Source organism: Vibrio sp. 10N.222.52.C3 (genome assembly GCF_041474195.1).
GTDB classification, from domain to species: domain Bacteria; phylum Pseudomonadota; class Gammaproteobacteria; order Enterobacterales; family Vibrionaceae; genus Vibrio; species Vibrio crassostreae_C.
Genome location: NZ_JBFRTQ010000152.1, coordinates 1 through 17,573, shown reverse-complemented (window position 1 = coordinate 17,573; position 17,573 = coordinate 1). Strand labels below are relative to the sequence as shown.

The window sequence follows — 17,573 nt, the reverse complement described above, 5'->3', positions numbered from 1 at the left end:
CCTCCTCCTACTCGATTGTCTTTTCTGAAGTGTTTTGCTTTAAAGCTCAATGAGATGAACTCGAATTATGCTTTCTTGAAGATAGAGCTCAGTGACAGAACGTTTTGGATACGAGTCAGGATAGCGGCCTGATCTTCTTCACTGCGCTGTTCGCCTTTTGTATTACCCCATACTGGGCCGGGCCAAGCAATGTCGTCTTTGAAGCGTGCAATATGGTGGATGTGCAGTTGTGGCACCATATTACCCAGCGCACCAAGGTTCAATTTGTCTGGTTGGAACGTTGCTTCTAATGCTTGGCTTACCGCCTGAGATTCATGTAGGAACTGCTGTTGCTCTTTCATTGGTAAGTGGTGCAACTCTTTTAGGTTGGCACGTTTTGGTACCAAGATAACCCAAGGCACTGCGTTATCTTTGTGTAGCAGGGCTAAGCTCAGTGGAAATTCGCCGATAAGTGTGGTGTCTTTCGCAAGTTGCGGGTGAAGTTCGAAGCTCATGATCTTTCCAATTAATTGTTTTACATGAGTATAAGGTCGGAGTTTGAATGTGGCTAGGGCTTACGTTCTCAATAAGCAGATTCCCTATCACGTTCGTCCCTCACTGTAGGGAATGATGGTGAGAAGAGGGATAACGATTTGGTGTGGTTTGATGGCGCATCATTGATGTTGTCTTGGATTCACTACACCTATTCTCGTCATCTCCTAGAGCGACGAATGAGCGTAATAGGAGATCTCTTGCTGTGTAGGTTAGCTAATCGCTTAAATAATCGAGTAAACAAACCTCCAGACAAAAAAAAGGTTGACGCTTTCACGTCAACCTTTCTAATTTTCTCGAATCTCGAATCTCGAATCTCGAATCTCGAATCTCGAATCTCGAATCGCTTACATGCGCTCTAGAGTGTCGATACCTAGAAGCGATAGACCTTGCTTGATCGTCTTCGCTGTTAGTGCAGCAAGCTTCAGACGGCTCTGCTTAACAGCTTTGTCTTCAGCAACTAGGATAGGGCAAGCTTCGTAGAAGCTAGAGAATTGACCAGCTAGTTCGAATAGGTAGCTACACATGATGTGTGGTTGACCTTCACGAGCAACAGACTGTACTGCTTCTTCAAACTGTAGAAGTTTCGCGATAAGCGCTTTCTCTTTCTCTTCAGTGATTTTGATTTCACCTTCAAGCGAGTCCATAGAAATGCCAGCTTTAGCAAATACAGAAGCAACACGAGTGTATGCGTACTGCATGTATGGTGCTGTGTTGCCTTCGAATGCAAGCATGTTGTCCCAATCGAACACGTAGTCAGTAGTGCGGTGCTTAGAAAGGTCTGCGTACTTAACCGCTGCCATAGCAACAGTGTTCGCGATCGCTTTCTTCTCGTCTTCTGCTAGTTCTGGGTTCTTAGATTCGATTAGCTGCGCTGCACGAACTTCGGCTTCATCAAGAAGATCAGCAAGACGAACAGTACCGCCTGCACGAGTCTTGAATGGTTTACCGTCTTTACCTAGCATCATGCCGAATGCGTGGTGCTCAAGAGAAACAGATTCTGGGATGTAACCTGCTTTACGAACGATAGTCCAAGCTTGCATTAGGTGTTGGTGCTGACGTGAGTCGATGAAGTAAAGTACGCGGTCTGCGCCTAGTTCTTCAAAACGGTATTTTGCACAAGCGATATCAGTGGTTGTGTAAAGGAAGCCGCCGTCACGTTTCTGGATGATAACGCCCATTGGGTCGCCATCTTTGTTTTTGTATTCGTCTAGGAATACAACCTGTGCGCCGTCATCTTCTTTTGCAAGACCTTGCTCTTTTAGGTCAGCAACGATAGTTGGAAGCATGTGGTTGTACATGCTTTCGCCCATTACGTCATCACGCGTTAGAGACACGTTTAGGCGATCGTAGTTGCGTTGGTTTTGAATCATTGTTACGTCAACAAGCTTCTTCCACATCTCTGCGCAGAACTCGTCGCCGCTTTGCAGTTTAACAACGTAGCCACGTGCTTTAACTGCGAACTCTTCGTCTTCATCGTAAAGCTTTTTAGATTCACGGTAGAAGCCTTCAAGGTCAGCAAGTTCCATTGAAACTTCGCCAGACTCAGCCTGAACGCGCTCAAGGTTTGCGATAAGCATACCAAATTGAGTACCCCAGTCACCGATGTGGTTAGCACGGATAACGTTGTGGCCTAGGAACTCAAGAGTACGAACGACCGCATCACCGATGATGGTTGAACGTAGGTGACCAACGTGCATCTCTTTCGCAACGTTTGGTGCAGAGTAATCCGCAACAATTGTTTGTGTTTCTGCTACTGCAACACCAAGGCGAGAATCAGCCAATGCTGCGTCTGCTTGTTGTGCTAGGAAAGCTTCATCTAGGAAGATGTTAAGGAAACCTGGGCCTGCGATTTCTACTTTAGAAGCGATACCGTCTAGGTTTAGAACGTCCAATACTTTTTGAGCAAACTCTCGAGGATTAGTGCCTAGTCGCTTAGCAACGCCCATAACGCCGTTTGCTTGGTAGTCACCAAATTGTGGTTTTGCAGATTGGCGAACAGCCGCAGGAGAGCCTGCAGGTGCGCCTGCGGCTTCTAGAGCCTGAGATACTTTGTCATTAATAAGTGCTTGGATATTCACACGCGTTTCCTTCAATTCAAGGATGATAAGAGTGGCCGTTATTTCGAGGTCATTAAATTGGTTAATTATGCATCTAGTTAACGATTTAATGCCGAAATGAACAACAGACACTGTTTAAGTTCACAAAAATGGCGTTAATCATACCAATTTTGTGGGGTTTCTTATAGGTCGAATTGATAGAAAATTAACATTTCCTGAGTGGTTTTTGACAATCGACTTTTAGCAAGACGCGTTTGCATGTTTAAGGAGCGAAAAGAACATAGTTATTGAGTGTTTTTTGTAAAAGCAACGCTTGTTGCAAAAGGCAAAACTGATAACATGCAGCCATTATTTGGAGAACACAGACAATGATGATGAGCCTGAAGCAAGCTGAACTAGAACCACAACAAATGATCGCCCGCCTTGATACTTTTATGGCAAAAATCGAGAGCCTAGGAAATACATTAGGTTTGGATTTAAGCTTTGCTCAAGCGGATCATATTGCGCTGCGAATCAATGACACTGAGCTAGCGAAATCTGCCCATCAAGCGTGGTCTGAGTACGGCTCTATGATTTCTGAGGCGATGATTAATGGTCGTCCAATTGTGGTGTTGGCTTTCGATGAACCCTTGCAAAGCCTTGGCTGGAAAATTGAATGTTTGGAGCTGCCATATCCAGCAGAAGGTAAGATTTACCCAAGCCAAGATTGGGAACATGTAGAGTTTGTGATTCCTTCTCATGCCCAAACAGCTGATGAGTATCTAGCGGATCTTAAAGAAACTTACCCGCAGTTCGCTGCTAACTTTGAAACGCTGGGTGAGCAAGGCGTTAAGATCAAACTCTCTAGCCCGAAAGGCGAGGGTGAACGCTTGAATAACCCAACAGTGGCTTTTAAACATCAAGGGATTTGCATCAAGCTGCATCCACACTCTTTGAAGAAGATTGTGGAATCAGAACAGGCTTAATTTGAATAGAGAGTTGCTAGGAAAGAGATTCCTGATCTCGCCTTGGCTCGTCGGAATGACGGGGTGTTCGATGAAATTTTCCAGAGTCTATCTTTGGATAGTGACAGACTGAGCGTTCGAGAGCGTATGTTAGAGCCTATAGCTCGAAGGTTCATCACCGAGTTCGTCATTCCCGATAGCGACGAAGGAGCGTAGTCGGGAATCTCTCAAAGCGAGTCTGATCATCAGATACAAAAAACGCGCGATGGGCTTTCCCTATTGCGCGTTTTTTATTGGGTTCTAACTGGAAGTCTTACCGGAAATCGAATATCCGATTTACAGAATTACAGTCTTGTTGCCGTAAACAAACACATGATCATTGATCACCTTGTTTAACGCCTTACTTAATACATTCTTCTCTACGTCACGACCGGCTTGTGCCATGTCTTTCGCGCTGAAGTTGTGATCCACAGGGATAACATCTTGCTTGATGATTGGACCTTCATCCAAATCATTCGTCACAAAGTGTGCCGTTGCGCCAATGATCTTCACGCCGCGCTCATACGCTTGTTGGTATGGCTTCGCGCCAATAAATGCTGGCAAGAAGCTGTGGTGGATATTGATGATCTTGTGGTGGTATTTTTCAACAAAACCTGGTGTCAGCACTCGCATGTACTTAGCCAAAACAAGGTAATCCGCCTCGTACTGGTCAATCACTTCTAGCATCTTTTTCTCATGTTCTTCACGGTTTAGCCCTTCGTGAGAAACATGGTGGTAAGGGATGTCAAAACGCTCGGTTAGGCTTTGTAGAATGTCGTAGTTACCGACAACGGCCGCAATTTCAACGTCTAAGCTGCCATCGAAGTTCTTCATTAGAATGTCGCCAAGGCAGTGTGCTTCCTTGGTCACGAGTATCACAACACGCTTGCGAGACGAATCAACAAGCTTACGTTTCGTATTTGGTGGCAGGGCTTGGTCTAAATCGGCAAGCAAGGTTTCATCATTGAAATAGCCTTCCAGCTCGGTGCGCATAAAGAAGTGGCCACTTGTGTTATCTACGAACTCATTGTTGTGAATAATATTGAGTTGGTGCTTATAACAAATATTGGTGATCTTAGAGATGAGGCCCGGGGCATCAGTACAATGTGTTAGTAAAGTTTTTCTTTCCATTTGCATCTTACTTCCATGAAATGTTGCACTTATTATATGAAATAGGGATTCTTCAAATTTAATGCAGGCCGTCGAACGGTGAACTGAGCCGCAATATCACCGTTATAATTAATCTATTATCAAGTTGGTTTCAACAAATTCTGCTGCTGATTTATCGCTTTGATAAATTGTTTGATATAGAAATATCAGTTTTTAGATAGAAAAACAGGCAGAAGCTTCATTTTTAAAAGTTTTGACCGTAGTACGCATTTGAACTTCAACCGAGGCATTTACGCCTTGGCCAAAAATAGAGGTGATACGTATGGATAAAGAGTTACTAGCCAAAAAACTGTACTGCAAGCGAGTGAATTCATTGGCGAGAGGTACCGAATTAGATGGTCATGTTCTAGATGAAATGTGGGAAAGTAAGACCTCACCAACCGATGCAGCGAAAGCCATACAGCCTGGTGATAACCATTTTGAAGGTGCTCCTTGGCTATCACGTTATCTCAGTCGAAAATAAAAACGATTCTCTAATTCCTACTTCTTCAATTCTTACCTTCAAGGTAACTTAAGCCACGTCAAGCCAAACCAAACACCTCCGGTGCGAAGTCATTCTTGATTCGCGCCGGCTCACTAAACCTGCCATAATTCTCCTTCTCTTTTTCTAAACTTCGTACTCTATGATATCTAAAACGTTTTCTGCTGATGGCGCTCTGGGCAAAGCTATCCCTGGGTTTCAACCAAGACAAGCTCAGTTAGACATGGCTGAAGCGGTTTCACAAGCTATTGAAAATCAAAGCCAGTTGGTTGTTGAGGCTGGAACAGGTACTGGTAAGACGTTTGCTTACCTAGTGCCTGCGCTGCTTAGTGGCAAGAAAACCATCATTAGTACGGGGTCTAAAAACCTTCAAGAACAGCTGTTTCACCGAGATTTACCATTGATGGTCGATGCGCTTGGCTTTTATGGTCAGGTTGCGTTACTTAAAGGACGTTCAAACTATTTGTGTTTGGACAGACTCAGCCGTCAAATGATCGAGAGTCATGGTGCTCATACCGATCCAACACTGCTGGCTCAGTTAGTCAAAGTTCGTAGTTGGTCGTCATCCACTCAAACGGGGGATTTAGGCGATTGTGATGATATCGCTGAAGACAGCCCAATCATTCCTACGATTACTTCCACTAACGACAACTGCTTAGGTAAAGAGTGCCCAAGCTACACCGATTGCTTTGTGCTTAAGGCGCGTAAAAAAGCGATGGATTCGGATGTGGTTGTTGTAAACCATCACCTATTCTTAGCGGACTTAGCGATTAAAGAAACCGGGTTCGGTGAGCTAATCCCAGAAGCAGACGTGTTTATCTTCGATGAAGCCCATCAGCTTCCTGATATTGCCAGCCAATACTTTGGTCAGTCCGTGTCGAGCCGACAGATTAATGAGCTCGCTAAAGACATCGAGATCGCCTACCGAACCGAAGCGAAAGACATGCGTCAGTTACAAAAGGTGGGGGACAGGCTCGTTCAGTCAGCTGCCGACCTACGCATTGTGTTGGGCGATACCGGCTTTCGTGGTAACTGGCGTGAAGCACTAAAGTCTGAGTCAATTGCACGAGAACTTGTTCGTCTACAAGATGCGTTGCAACTGGCCGTCGATGTATTGAAGCTAGCATTGGGTCGAAGCCAACTGTTAGACACCGCTTTTGAACGTGCGAACATGATTAAGTCACGCATTGAACGTGTGTGCGATGTGTCGATTACGGGTTACTCCTATTGGTATGACACAACACCAAGGCAATTCGCTTTGCACATCACACCACTGTCGGTTGCGGATAAATTCCATGAGCAAATCGAACTTAAACCGGGCGCTTGGGTATTTACCTCAGCAACCTTGGCGGTGTCAGATGATTTCGATCACTTTACTTCTCGACTTGGCTTAAAGCCGTCGGCTCAGTTTTCACTGCCAAGCCCGTTTGATTATCCGAATCAGGCACGTTTATGTGTGCCTCGTTATCTTCCTGAACCGAATAGCCCTGGCTTAGCCGATAAGCTAGTAAGAATGCTGACCCCGGTGATTGAGCAAAACCAAGGCCGCTGTTTCTTCTTGTGTACTTCACACAGCATGATGAAAGAGTTGGGGGAGCGATTCCGTGAAACACTCTCGGTTCCCGTTCTGCTGCAAGGTGAGACAAGCAAGCAAAAAACCTTAGCCGAATTCATGGAATTAGGTAACGCATTGCTGGTGGCTACAGGTGCTTTCTGGGAGGGGATAGATGTTAGGGGCGACGCATTAAGCTGTGTTATCATCGATAAATTGCCCTTTACGGCCCCTGATGACCCTTTACTTAAGGCTCGAATCGAGGACTGTAAGTTAAAAGGGGGTGATCCTTTTGCACAGGTACAGTTGCCAGACGCCGTGATTACCTTGAAACAGGGTGTCGGCCGATTGATACGTGACAAGCGCGATAATGGCGCTTTGATTATTTGCGATAACCGATTGGTGACTCGCGATTACGGTGGCATATTTTTGGCGAGTTTACCGCCTATCCCACGTACCCGTGACTTAGGGGTCATTAAAGAATTCTTAGCTAAAGACCATTCAATCGCTGCTGAGTAATTGGCATTGTTGAGCTTAGCCATTATTTTTAGATTAGATAACAGATATTTGAGACACAAATGAGCGCGAAAATTCTTGCAGTAGATACCGCAACTGAAAACTGTTCAGTTGCATTAGTAATGGGTGACCAGGTGTTCGCACGTAGCGAAGAGGCTCCTCGAGACCATACAAAAAAAATTCTACCTATGGTTGATGAAGTACTGAAAGAAGCGAATGTCGCTTTAACCGATATCGATGCTATCGCGTTTGGCCAAGGCCCAGGCAGTTTCACGGGTGTGCGTATTGGTATTGGTATTGCTCAGGGCTTGGCTTTTGGTGCGGATTTACCAATGATTGGTGTCTCTACACTGGCAGCGATGGCGCAAGGCAGCTACCGTAAATTTGGTGAAACTCATGTAGCAACAGCGATTGATGCGCGTATGAGCGAAGTGTACTGGGCTCGTTACAGCCGCGAACAAGATGGTCGTTGGACTGCGGTTGATGCCGAATGTGTAACGCCACCAAGTGAACTGGCTGCGCAGTTAGAAGCAGATTCTGAAATATGGGCGAAAGTCGGTACCGGCTGGGAAGCTTATGCCGAGCATATGTATACACTTGCGATCAACACCAAAGCGTGTGAAGTGCTATTCCCAGAAGCTCAAGATATGGCGTTCCTTGCTCAATTTGCTTACGCAGAAGGTAAAGCGGTTGCAGCAGAAGAATCTGAGCCAGTTTATCTTCGTGACAAAGTGACTTGGAAGAAACTGCCAGGTCGCGAATAATTTTTACAAGGTTCTGATGCAAATTAGGTCTAAATGCGTATTATTTAGATTTGAGAGGGCAGATATTTAGTCATGGTATCAATTAACAACTTACCTCCTTCTTCGATAGGCAGCACGTCTAAGCCGAATCGAATTAAAAAGAAGGAGCAGGCAAAAAAATCTGATGCTAGCACTGCGGTTGGGCAACCGACTAAGGTCGCTAATGCTGTTTCTCACTCTATTCGTCAAGTTAAAGAGTCTGAACTACACAAGGCTCAAATCCAGTATGATCTTCCAGAAGGCCGAGGACGTAAGGCTATGGAAGAGTATATGGATGTAATGAATCAGGCGAAGAAAGAAGAACTTGCAAAGCTTATCGGTGTCGATATCTACATCTAGAGCTTCTTATTAATGCCTGTTTAAGGACCAGAACCATGTCAAATTATCTCTCTAAATTACGCTTAATAGCCCTTTCTCTTGGTGTCTTGGTACTTGCCGGGTGTTCATCACTTCCTAGCGAACTTGAAGCAAAATCAGAGCCTGTAATTAGTGATTACCAACAGTGGGTCGACCAACTACCGGAGGCGAAAAGTGTTCGATTGGGTGGCGTTATCTCTAAAGTAACCAACTTGAAAGATAAGACTCGAATCGAAGTTGCTAATATGCCGATTTCGAGTAGCGGTAAGCCAGACCTAGACGCAGAGCCAAGCGGACGTTTTGTTGGTTATATTGAAGGGTATGTTGAGCCTCTAAGTTTTGCAGAAGGCCGTCTGATTACACTGGTTGGTCAGTCAAGCGGAAGTGAAGATGGAAAAATAGGGGAATACCCTTACATCTTCCCTGTGATGAAAGTGGACAACCAACGACTGTGGAACATCACTGAGCGTGTTGTTGTTAACGATTTTGCACCAACCTACTACTCGTGCAGAAGTTTACATTGTCGCAGTTTTCAAACGATGCCAAGACAAGGTCGAGTGATACAGGACGTAGAGTAATTAACTTTTTAGACGTTGATTGCGCAAACAGATGGAACTAAGTGTTTGATGATTGAAAAGTCATACTCCCTTGCGAGCGGGACGCTTGCAACACAACAGATTGGCAACCCACAAACGACCGCAACGACGGTCGTTTTTATTCATGGGTGGTTGGATAATTCGTCCAGCTTTAATCCGGTTATGCAGCAAGTCGCCAAGTTTGCGCCCAATGCTCACCTTGTTGCTATCGATCTCTTCGGACACGGCTTCTCGTCGCACAAATCGGGAAGTTACTACCCATTTCATGATTATATTGATGACTTGCATCAGTTGGTGACTAAATTATCGCCAAACAGACTGGTACTGGTAGGACATTCACTTGGTGCATTGATAGCAAGTTGCTATAGTGCCGCCTTTCCTGAAAAGGTGTCAGGATTAATTCAAATTGAAGGTCACGGACCTCTTTCTGAAGCTCCCCACGAAACAGTCTCTCGCTTGAGGGATGGGGTACTCAGTCGTCTTCGACAGCGAAGAAAGCCTTCACGTCCTTTGGCAAGCCTTGAGGATGCTATTAAGCTGAGAGCTCACGCCAACCAAATTAATGCTGAATTAATCGCTCCTATTGTTGAGCGAGGTATTGTCGAGTTCGAGAACTCTTGGCAATGGCGATGCGACCCTAATCTAAAATGTGACTCGTTATATCGAATGTCACAGGCGCACGCTGAAGCGATTATGGCGGCTATTGAATGCCCTCAATTAATAATCCTAGGGAATGGTGGATTCCGACATTTGCAGCATAATCGCTACAAATCAGTGCATAGTCCTCTGCATATAGAGACTGTTCCTGGCGGACATCATTGTCATTTAGAGAGCCCAGAGCTAGTTTCAGAGCTAATTCTTGGTGTAGTTAACAAAATTTAAACAAGTGTTTGAGCCTTTTAGTGCTCATGCACTAAAGCTGTGCTGTAATACCGCAATGATAAAAAGCGGCGAAGCAGTCGTCAGCTGATAAACGAGGAGTAACATCGTGGATAAACCTTGGCTTTCACGTTATCCAAGTGACGTACCAGAAACGATCAATCCAGATCAGTACCCATCTCTTGTAGAAATGTTTGAACAGTCGGTACAGAAGTACGCGGACCAACCTGCATTCGAGAACATGGGCTCGATTATGACATTCCGTAAGCTTGAAGAGCGCAGCCGTGCTTTTGCCGCTTACCTACAGAATGACTTGAAACTGAAGAAGGGCGATCGCGTCGCGCTAATGATGCCAAACCTACTGCAATACCCAATTGCACTATTTGGTGTATTGCGTGCAGGTATGATTGCAGTGAACGTCAACCCACTGTACACACCTCGTGAGCTTGAACATCAACTGAACGATTCTGGTGCAAAGGCGATTGTTATCGTATCTAACTTTGCGAGCACGCTAGAGAAAGTCGTTGATAACACGCCGGTTAAACACGTTGTTCTAACTAGCCTAGGGCAAATGCTGCCACGCGCGAAAGGGACAATTGTCGACTTTGTAGTGAAATACGTAAAAGGCATGGTGCCTAAGTATGATCTGCCGGGTGCTATCTCATTCAGAAAAGCGCTGCACAAAGGTCGTCGTCTTCAATATGTGAAACCGTTCATGGCGGGTGATGACATCGCGTTCCTACAGTACACTGGTGGTACAACAGGTGTAGCGAAGGGCGCAATCCTAACGCACCGCAATATGATTGCGAACGTACTTCAAGCGAAAGGGGCTTACGGTCCTGTTCTGCAAGAAGGCCGCGAGTTGGTTGTAACGGCATTACCGCTTTACCACGTATTTGCACTGACGGTGAACTGCTTACTGTTTGTTGAGATGGGTGGTCGTAACCTTCTAATTACTAACCCTCGTGACATTCCTGGCTTTATTAAAGAGCTGCAAAAGGTTCCGTTTACCGCAATTACCGGCGTAAACACCTTGTTTAATGCGCTAGTTAATAACGAAGATTTCCACGAGTTGGATTTCAGTAACCTACGCCTATCTGTTGGCGGCGGCATGGCGGTTCAACGCGCTGTTGCTGAGCAATGGAAGAAAGCGACAGGCATTCACCTATTGGAAGGCTATGGCTTAACTGAGTGTTCACCACTGGTAACGGGTAACCCATACGACCTGAAAGACTACACAGGTGCTATCGGCCTACCAGTACCATCGACAGAAGTTCGTATTGTTGATGATGAAGGTAAGGTTATTGCTAATGACCAAGTAGGCGAGCTACAAGTTCGTGGCCCTCAAGTGATGCAAGGTTACTGGCAGCGCCCTGAAGCGACCAAAGAAGTGATCGATCAAGACGGTTGGTTATCGACAGGTGACATCGTTAAGTTTGATGACGAAGGCTTGTTGTACATCGTTGACCGTAAGAAGGACATGATTCTTGTATCAGGCTTCAACGTCTACCCGAACGAGATTGAAGACGTTGTGGCTCTGCATGGTAAAGTGCTTGAAGTAGCAGCTATCGGTCAACCTCATGAAGTGTCTGGTGAATTGGTTAAGATCTACGTTGTGAAGCGTGACCCTAGCCTGACCAAAGAAGACATTATCGCGCACTGTCGTGAGCACTTAACGGGTTACAAAATCCCTAAATTAGTCGAGTTCAGAGATGATCTTCCAAAGACTAACGTAGGTAAGATCTTACGCCGCGTACTGCGTGAAGAAAACGATGCAGAACTTGCGAAACGCGCTAGCGAATAATTAGCCCGTTTGCGCGAAAGTACTGCACCAAAACCATTGAGGCGCTTAATCTAAGCGAGCGCTGAAAAATGGTGTTAGAATGCCGACAGTTAATGTCGGCATTTTTGTATCCGGCGATCAAATAGAAACCTGTGAGAGTTTTTGTGGATTATCAAATCATTACCCAATTGAAAGACCTTGAGCGAGTTTGCCAACAAGCACGTGAAGCCGATGTCGTTATGCTTGATACGGAGTTCGTTCGTACTAGAACCTATTACCCTCAATTAGGCTTGATTCAGTTATTTGATGGTGAAACGCTGTCACTGATTGACCCTATTGCTCTTGATGACATGACACCGTTCGTTACCTTGTTGAAAGACGCATCAGTATTGAAAGTGCTGCACGCGTGCGGTGAAGATTTGGAAGTGTTCCAGAACGCATTTGGCTGTACACCAACACCAATGGTTGATACACAGATCATGGCGGCTTTCTTAGGTCATGGTTTATCAACGGGCTTTGCTGCTCTGGTTTCAGAGTTTGTCGGTGTCGATCTCGATAAGAGTGAATCTCGCACAGACTGGCTAGCGCGTCCGCTTTCTCAAAAACAATTGGACTACGCAGCAGCAGACGTGCATTACCTAATGCCAATGTACAACAAGCTTCTAGAAAAAGTGATGGAAGCTGGCTGGTGGGAAGCGGCTCAGCAAGAGTCTGATTTACAAGTTGCCAAGCGCATTCGTAAAGTAAACCCAGATACAGCCTACCTTGATATTAAAGGGGCGTGGCAGCTTAAACCTAAGCAATTAGCGATCTTACGACCTCTAGCAACTTGGCGTCTAAAAGAAGCAATCAAGCGCGATTTAGCGCTGAACTTTGTCTTCAAAGAACAAGACCTATGGGCTGTGGCGCGTTTTGCGATGAAAGATCCCAAGCACATGGAGCAAGAGGGTTTTGATTACCGCTCTGTGCGTCGCCATGGTGCGAAGATCAGCTCAATCGTAAAGTTAGCGGAACATACACCAGAAGAAGAGCACCCAGCACCAGTAGAACGTCTAATGGACTTCCCTGGCTACAAGCAACTCTTCAAAGTGCTGAAAGATGAAGTGAAAACAGCATCACAACACAGTGGTTTGGCGACGGAATTCTTGGCATCGAAGAAGCAACTTAACCAAATGTTAAGCTGGGTGTGGAAGCACGATCGTAACCCAGAAAAGCTGCCTGATGTTATGCAAGGCTGGCGTTTAGATGTGGTTGGCGAAAAGCTGAGTAAAGCGATCAAATAACCGCTTGCTGCTTTAAAGCCTAACTTAGTTACAGTTATAAACTGCACATACAAAAAAGAGAGCCTAGGCTCTCTTTTTTATTCAATCAATACAAGCAAGTGTATTACCTGCCAATCTTGTTCAGAAAGATTATCGATCTTCTTCTGGAAGCTTAACATTCAACTCTAACACTGAGATGTCGTCATCTTTGTGTTCAAAAGTCAGATCAACCATTGATGGATCGACCTCAACGTACTTGGCAATACACTTCAAGATGTCTTCTTTTAGTTGCGGCAGGTAAGACGGCGCTGGGTCGTCATGGCTGCGTCGCTCTGCAACAATGATCTGCAAACGTTCTTTGGCTAGGTTTGCGGTTGTCTTTTTCTGTGGTCTAAAAAACTCTAATAATGACATTGTGCATTAGCCCCCGAACAGTCGTTTGAAGATGCCTTTCTTCTGTTCCGTTAAGAAGCGGAAGTCAACTTGGCTACCCAGTAGTCGCTCTACAGTATCATTGTAAGCCATACCTGCGTCGGTTGCTTCGTCAAAGATAACTGGAACACCCTTGTTCGATGCGTTCAGTACCGCTTGGCTCTCTGGAATTACACCCAGTAGAGAGATGTGCAGGATTTCTTCAACGTCTTCAACACTTAGCATCTCACCTTGAGTTACACGTGCTGGGTTGTAGCGAGTCAGTAGAAGGTGTGTTTTCACAGGCTCTAAGCCGTCTTCTGAACGACGAGATTTAGAGTCAAGAATACCTAGAATACGGTCTGAATCGCGTACTGAAGAGACTTCTGGGTTGGTGGTTACAATCGCTTCATCAGCGAAGTACAACGCCATCAGAGCGCCCTGTTCGATACCTGCAGGAGAATCACAGATGATGAAATCAAAGCCCATTTCATCCAGTTCATCAAATACACGACGAACGCCATCTTTTGTTAGTGCGTCTTTATCACGAGTTTGAGAAGCAGGAAGAATGAATAGGTTCTCGGTGCGCTTGTCTTTGATCATCGCTTGGTTCAGCGTCGCTTCACCATTGATAACATTAACGAAGTCGTACACAACACGACGCTCACAACCCATGATTAAATCTAGGTTACGCAGACCGATATCAAAGTCGATAACTGCGGTTTTCTTTCCTTTTAAAGCCAGACCCGAGGCAATAGCTGCACTGGAGGTCGTTTTGCCTACCCCGCCTTTACCTGACGTTACAACGATAATGCGTGCCATTCTGTTTTCCTTTTATTTCTCTTATATTGCGAGGACATCAACGTGTAATACATCGTTTGCCATACTGAACATGGTTTTCTTCTGCCAGTACTCGCTTTCAATTTGATCGCTGAGCCAGTAATTTCCAGCAATGGAAACCAGCTCGGCTTGTAAGTCATTACAAATTATTTTTGCTTCAGTTTGACCACTTGCACCTGCAATCGCACGGCCGCGTAAAGTGCCATGAATATGGATGCTGCCATCGGCAATCACTTCCGCGCCTGCACTCACATGGCTGAGTATCAATAGATCGCCATCTTTCGCATAAACCTGCTGACCAGAACGAATAGGGGTTCTAATCACTTTGATTGGTGCCATTTTCGCTGGAGCTTGAGATGGCGACTTGCTTGCCGTCATCACTGCAAAACCGGCTTCTTTAGCGAGGTTTTGCATTCGCTTATCAGAACAGCCTGCCACACCAACCGGGATCATGCCCGCTTGAGATATACCATTTTTAAGTTGCACAAAATCGATATCGCCCGCGACTTTACTGATGTTGATAACAACAGGTGCGGCAGCGAAAAACGTAGGTGCTTGGTCTACTTTCTCTTGAAGAAAAGAGACTGCATTTTCGACTTGATCATCGGATAAGTGCAAAACAGATAGCGTAAAGCTGCTACCTTTTAGATCTGGGTTACTAGACATCGAAAAACTACAGGACCTCAATAGCGGATTGGTACAATTTCTTTATCAATAAAATAAAGGGCATTGCCTGAAACTAGGTTTATCATGTTATATTCCCAAACCAAGCACAGCAAGTAATCTTGTTGTCAAATGGACGTTTTGTTCCCAATATTTCCCTAACATAAACTATTGATCTCGCAAGTGAGAGTTTTGTAGTCATAATCAATTAAAAGGTTTGTCATGCTGTGTTCTATATATAAAAGCTCAAAGAAAGAAGGAACATACCTTTATATCCCTAAGAAGGATGATTTTTCACAAGTTCCTGACGCATTGATGCAAATGTTTGGTAAACCTAGTTTTGTAATGGTAATTAAAATGGATGGCCGTAAACTGGCTCAAGTAAACATCGAAAAAGTGAAAGAATCACTGAATACCGATGGTTTCTTTTTACAGGTTCCGCCACCACCAGTTAACGAACTTGAGCTTCATAAAGAGCGTAAAGCTCAACAGAAATCTCAAGACGAAGAGTGATAGCCACCTCAATTCAAGGAGGAGTGATCGTTGAGTAAATTTTCGAAAACCATATTGGCTGTGTCGGCATTACTATTGGGTAATAGCCTGACCATAAGTTCAGTACAAGCTGAAGAACTGAGCTTCGAGCAATATGTAGAAAAACTAAAACAACAAGGCCGTGAAGAAGGCATCTCTGAAGCGATCATTGATGAAGCCTTTGATGGTGTAACGTTTAAGCCAAGAGCGGTAAAAGCCGACAAAAACCAACCTGAGAAAAAACTGACTCTGGATGAATACATTCCACGAGCGGTTCCAGATTGGAAAGTGAAGCAAGCAAGGTCACTCTACAAGGAGCATTACACCGCGTTAAAGCGTATTGGTGATGAATATGGTGTTCAACCAAGATTCATTGTCGCGCTATGGGGCGTTGAGAGTAATTTTGGTAAGTTCACGGGCAATTACAGCGTTATCGACGCCCTAACGACCATGGCTTATGAAGGACGCCGAGAAGCTTTCTTCCGTAGCGAAGCGATGGCGGCATTGAAGATTCTTGATCAAGGCCATATTGCACCAAAAGAGATGAAAGGCTCTTGGGCTGGTGCGATGGGTCAACCTCAGTTTATGCCAAGCTCATTCTTAGCTTACGCCGCTGATGGCAGTGGTGATGGCAAGAAAGACATTTGGGGCACTGAAGAAGACGTATTTGCTTCGGCGGCCAATTATCTCAGCCAATCAGGGTGGGATGACAAATATACTTGGGGTCGTCAGGTTCATGTTCCGTCAACTGTGTCGATCGATTTACAAGGTCGAGACGAAGACAAAGCGAAATACTTAAAAGAGTGGTCTGAACTCGGTATTAAACGCTATGACGATCGCCCACTGCCAACACTTGATGAAGACATTAAAGCTTGGTTAATCATGCCGGATGATGAAACCGGACGTTCGTACCTCATTTATAACAACTACAATGTGTTAATGAAGTGGAATCGTTCTTACTACTTTGCTTTGGCAGTAAGCCACCTAGCCGACAGAATTAAGTTTGATTAACAGACCTAAGTCGCTTTGAATAGCATTTGGCCTATCATAGGCAGAACGAACTAAAGGACTCTTCGGAGTCCTTTTTGATTTTATATTTCAGAGATTTAATAAGGTGATCTTGTGCTAACAGATAGAGCTGCACAGATGGTGATATTCCATGCGCTGATCAAGCACGAAGGCTTTACCAGTGCTGCAAAAAGCTTGAACGTTTCGGTGTCTCATATCAGTAAGCAAGTCGCTTTGCTTGAAGACTCAATCGGCATCAAGTTGGTACAACGAACCACACGAAGCCTCACGCTGACTGAAGCGGGAGACGTATTCTATCAACATTGTGAGCAGCTGTTTAACACGGTGAAAGCAGCTCAGATGGATATGGATAGCCAGCGCGATGATATCTCTGGAATACTACGCGTCGGTTTGTCGCAGTCATTTGGCACACTCCATATCATTCCGGCGATTGATCAACTCAGACAGCTTTATCCTCAGTTGAGAATCGAGGTCCACTTGTTCGACTATAAGGTGGACATGATTGAAGAGCGCTTGGATCTCTGGATCACCAACAATGAAGATTTGCCTGAAGGTTACATTGCGCAGCGATTAGCCGACAGTCAGTTTGTGGTGGCTGCGTCACCGGATTATCTGATTAAGGCTGGGACGCCACATGTACCTTCCGATTTGATTGACCATAACTGTCTTATCTATCGCAGCCGTGAACGAGATTACACATCGTGGGCGTTTGACAACGGGCAAGAAAACCTCAGCGTCAAAGTCGCGGGCGATTACTCAGTCGATTTGGCTGAGGCAGTACGAGACGCGGCAGTATCAGGGTGGGGCGTTGCTTATTTGGCGACTTACTTAGTGAAAGAAGAGTTTAGAACGGGCAAGCTCATTCAAGTATTGCCAGAGTGGAGAGCCAGTCAGCTGATGCCATTCTATGCCGTTTACCCAAGCCGAAAGAACATGCCTAAGAAGCTTTCAGCTGTGATTGAGTTCATCAAAGATCATATTGGGTCGCCGACGTATTGGGACAAAAACCTCAAAACTTGCGTTGAACTGCATCGTTAACTGTTTCCTAATCTATAAATATAATTTCCACATGGAAAAAGTACGCTTTTTAATCAAAGTTAATTATTAAAATTCAATAACTTAATTA

18 protein-coding genes are annotated in these 17,573 nt (G+C 45.0%); 12 read left to right on the top strand and 6 right to left on the bottom strand.

The features are described 5' to 3' along the window. Positions 1–65 precede the first annotated feature (65 nt). Both AB4517_RS20030 and argS read right to left on the bottom strand, forming a co-directional pair. Entirely contained in the window at positions 66–494 is a 429-nt protein-coding gene (locus AB4517_RS20030) for an HIT domain-containing protein (RefSeq protein WP_017061937.1), read from the bottom strand. A gap of 384 nt (positions 495–878) precedes the next feature. Then, positions 879–2,612: an arginine--tRNA ligase gene (argS, locus tag AB4517_RS20025; protein ID WP_017062384.1), complete on the bottom strand. Its 1,734-nt coding sequence runs from the start codon at positions 2,610–2,612 to the stop codon at positions 879–881. Between the two features lie 347 nt (positions 2,613–2,959). Here argS and AB4517_RS20020 point away from each other — a divergent pair, with 347 nt between their 5' ends. After that, a complete protein-coding gene (locus AB4517_RS20020) occupies positions 2,960–3,556 on the top strand; it encodes a VOC family protein (RefSeq protein ID WP_017070298.1) in 597 nt (198 codons plus the stop codon). Positions 3,557–3,871: 315 nt separating this feature from the next. Here AB4517_RS20020 and purU read toward each other — a convergent pair whose 3' ends face one another. Next, entirely contained in the window at positions 3,872–4,705 is an 834-nt protein-coding gene (gene purU / locus AB4517_RS20015) for a formyltetrahydrofolate deformylase (protein ID WP_029235131.1), read from the bottom strand. A gap of 301 nt (positions 4,706–5,006) precedes the next feature. Here purU and AB4517_RS20010 point away from each other — a divergent pair, with 301 nt between their 5' ends. The 8 genes from AB4517_RS20010 (at position 5,007) to rnd (ending at position 12,994) form a co-directional block, all read left to right on the top strand. Continuing rightward, on the top strand, positions 5,007–5,207 hold the full coding sequence (locus tag AB4517_RS20010) for a hypothetical protein (protein WP_017062381.1): 201 nt from the start codon (positions 5,007–5,009) through the stop codon (positions 5,205–5,207). A 160-nt stretch (positions 5,208–5,367) separates the two neighbouring features. Beyond that, the gene (locus tag AB4517_RS20005; protein WP_372149595.1) at positions 5,368–7,296 is read left to right on the top strand and encodes an ATP-dependent DNA helicase; all 1,929 of its coding nucleotides are present in this window, start codon (positions 5,368–5,370) and stop codon (positions 7,294–7,296) included. Positions 7,297–7,355: 59 nt separating this feature from the next. Next, on the top strand, positions 7,356–8,057 hold the full coding sequence (tsaB, locus tag AB4517_RS20000; RefSeq protein ID WP_372149593.1) for a tRNA (adenosine(37)-N6)-threonylcarbamoyltransferase complex dimerization subunit type 1 TsaB: 702 nt from the start codon (positions 7,356–7,358) through the stop codon (positions 8,055–8,057). A gap of 72 nt (positions 8,058–8,129) precedes the next feature. Beyond that, positions 8,130–8,435 carry a hypothetical protein gene (locus AB4517_RS19995; RefSeq protein ID WP_017062378.1) on the top strand — a complete coding sequence of 102 codons (306 nt, stop codon included), beginning with the start codon at positions 8,130–8,132 and terminating at the stop codon, positions 8,433–8,435. Between the two features lie 35 nt (positions 8,436–8,470). After that, positions 8,471–9,031 carry a Slp family lipoprotein gene (locus AB4517_RS19990; protein WP_017067373.1) on the top strand — a complete coding sequence of 187 codons (561 nt, stop codon included), beginning with the start codon at positions 8,471–8,473 and terminating at the stop codon, positions 9,029–9,031. 48 nt (positions 9,032–9,079) lie between these two features. Beyond that, positions 9,080–9,931, top strand: a complete 852-nt coding sequence (locus tag AB4517_RS19985; RefSeq protein ID WP_102332536.1) for an alpha/beta fold hydrolase — start codon at positions 9,080–9,082, stop codon at positions 9,929–9,931. Positions 9,932–10,037: 106 nt separating this feature from the next. Beyond that, positions 10,038–11,732, top strand: a complete 1,695-nt coding sequence (gene fadD / locus AB4517_RS19980; protein WP_017062375.1) for a long-chain-fatty-acid--CoA ligase FadD — start codon at positions 10,038–10,040, stop codon at positions 11,730–11,732. Between the two features lie 143 nt (positions 11,733–11,875). Next, positions 11,876–12,994, top strand: coding sequence for a ribonuclease D (rnd, locus tag AB4517_RS19975; protein ID WP_372149562.1), 1,119 nt, complete (start codon positions 11,876–11,878; stop codon positions 12,992–12,994). Positions 12,995–13,123: 129 nt separating this feature from the next. Here rnd and minE read toward each other — a convergent pair whose 3' ends face one another. Genes minE through minC form a run of 3 tightly spaced genes read right to left on the bottom strand, consistent with a single transcriptional unit; the run spans position 13,124 to position 14,890 of the window. Then, positions 13,124–13,387 carry a cell division topological specificity factor MinE gene (gene minE, locus AB4517_RS19970; RefSeq protein WP_010436847.1) on the bottom strand — a complete coding sequence of 88 codons (264 nt, stop codon included), beginning with the start codon at positions 13,385–13,387 and terminating at the stop codon, positions 13,124–13,126. Between the two features lie 6 nt (positions 13,388–13,393). Next, the gene (gene minD, locus AB4517_RS19965) at positions 13,394–14,206 is read right to left on the bottom strand and encodes a septum site-determining protein MinD (protein ID WP_009848498.1); all 813 of its coding nucleotides are present in this window, start codon (positions 14,204–14,206) and stop codon (positions 13,394–13,396) included. Positions 14,207–14,227: 21 nt separating this feature from the next. After that, positions 14,228–14,890 (bottom strand): septum site-determining protein MinC, encoded by a 663-nt coding sequence (gene minC / locus AB4517_RS19960; RefSeq protein WP_017063419.1) that lies wholly within the window; start codon positions 14,888–14,890, stop codon positions 14,228–14,230. 219 nt (positions 14,891–15,109) lie between these two features. Here minC and AB4517_RS19955 point away from each other — a divergent pair, with 219 nt between their 5' ends. The 3 genes from AB4517_RS19955 (at position 15,110) to AB4517_RS19945 (ending at position 17,485) form a co-directional block, all read left to right on the top strand. Further along, positions 15,110–15,400, top strand: coding sequence for a YcgL domain-containing protein (locus AB4517_RS19955; RefSeq protein WP_017062372.1), 291 nt, complete (start codon positions 15,110–15,112; stop codon positions 15,398–15,400). Positions 15,401–15,430: 30 nt separating this feature from the next. Continuing rightward, positions 15,431–16,429 (top strand): lytic transglycosylase domain-containing protein, encoded by a 999-nt coding sequence (locus AB4517_RS19950; protein WP_017062371.1) that lies wholly within the window; start codon positions 15,431–15,433, stop codon positions 16,427–16,429. Positions 16,430–16,564: 135 nt separating this feature from the next. Continuing rightward, a complete protein-coding gene (locus AB4517_RS19945; protein WP_017063421.1) occupies positions 16,565–17,485 on the top strand; it encodes a LysR family transcriptional regulator in 921 nt (306 codons plus the stop codon). Positions 17,486–17,573 lie beyond the last annotated feature (88 nt).

What these genes read in the sequence shown, in the direction of transcription:
- AB4517_RS20010 (WP_017062381.1), top strand. Translation starts at nt 5,007, where the DNA reads ATGGATAAAGAGTTACTAGCCAAAAAACTGTACTGCAAGCGAGTGAAT.
- AB4517_RS19955 (WP_017062372.1), top strand. Translation starts at nt 15,110, where the DNA reads ATGCTGTGTTCTATATATAAAAGCTCAAAGAAAGAAGGAACATACCTT.
- minD (WP_009848498.1), bottom strand. Translation starts at nt 14,206, where the DNA reads ATGGCACGCATTATCGTTGTAACGTCAGGTAAAGGCGGGGTAGGCAAA.
- minC (WP_017063419.1), bottom strand. Translation starts at nt 14,890, where the DNA reads ATGTCTAGTAACCCAGATCTAAAAGGTAGCAGCTTTACGCTATCTGTT.
- AB4517_RS20005 (WP_372149595.1), top strand. Translation starts at nt 5,368, where the DNA reads ATGATATCTAAAACGTTTTCTGCTGATGGCGCTCTGGGCAAAGCTATC.
- AB4517_RS20030 (WP_017061937.1), bottom strand. Translation starts at nt 494, where the DNA reads ATGAGCTTCGAACTTCACCCGCAACTTGCGAAAGACACCACACTTATC.
- AB4517_RS20020 (WP_017070298.1), top strand. Translation starts at nt 2,960, where the DNA reads ATGATGATGAGCCTGAAGCAAGCTGAACTAGAACCACAACAAATGATC.
- AB4517_RS19990 (WP_017067373.1), top strand. Translation starts at nt 8,471, where the DNA reads ATGTCAAATTATCTCTCTAAATTACGCTTAATAGCCCTTTCTCTTGGT.
- AB4517_RS19985 (WP_102332536.1), top strand. Translation starts at nt 9,080, where the DNA reads ATGATTGAAAAGTCATACTCCCTTGCGAGCGGGACGCTTGCAACACAA.
- minE (WP_010436847.1), bottom strand. Translation starts at nt 13,387, where the DNA reads ATGTCATTATTAGAGTTTTTTAGACCACAGAAAAAGACAACCGCAAAC.
- AB4517_RS19945 (WP_017063421.1), top strand. Translation starts at nt 16,565, where the DNA reads ATGGTGATATTCCATGCGCTGATCAAGCACGAAGGCTTTACCAGTGCT.
- tsaB (WP_372149593.1), top strand. Translation starts at nt 7,356, where the DNA reads ATGAGCGCGAAAATTCTTGCAGTAGATACCGCAACTGAAAACTGTTCA.
- AB4517_RS19995 (WP_017062378.1), top strand. Translation starts at nt 8,130, where the DNA reads ATGGTATCAATTAACAACTTACCTCCTTCTTCGATAGGCAGCACGTCT.
- purU (WP_029235131.1), bottom strand. Translation starts at nt 4,705, where the DNA reads ATGGAAAGAAAAACTTTACTAACACATTGTACTGATGCCCCGGGCCTC.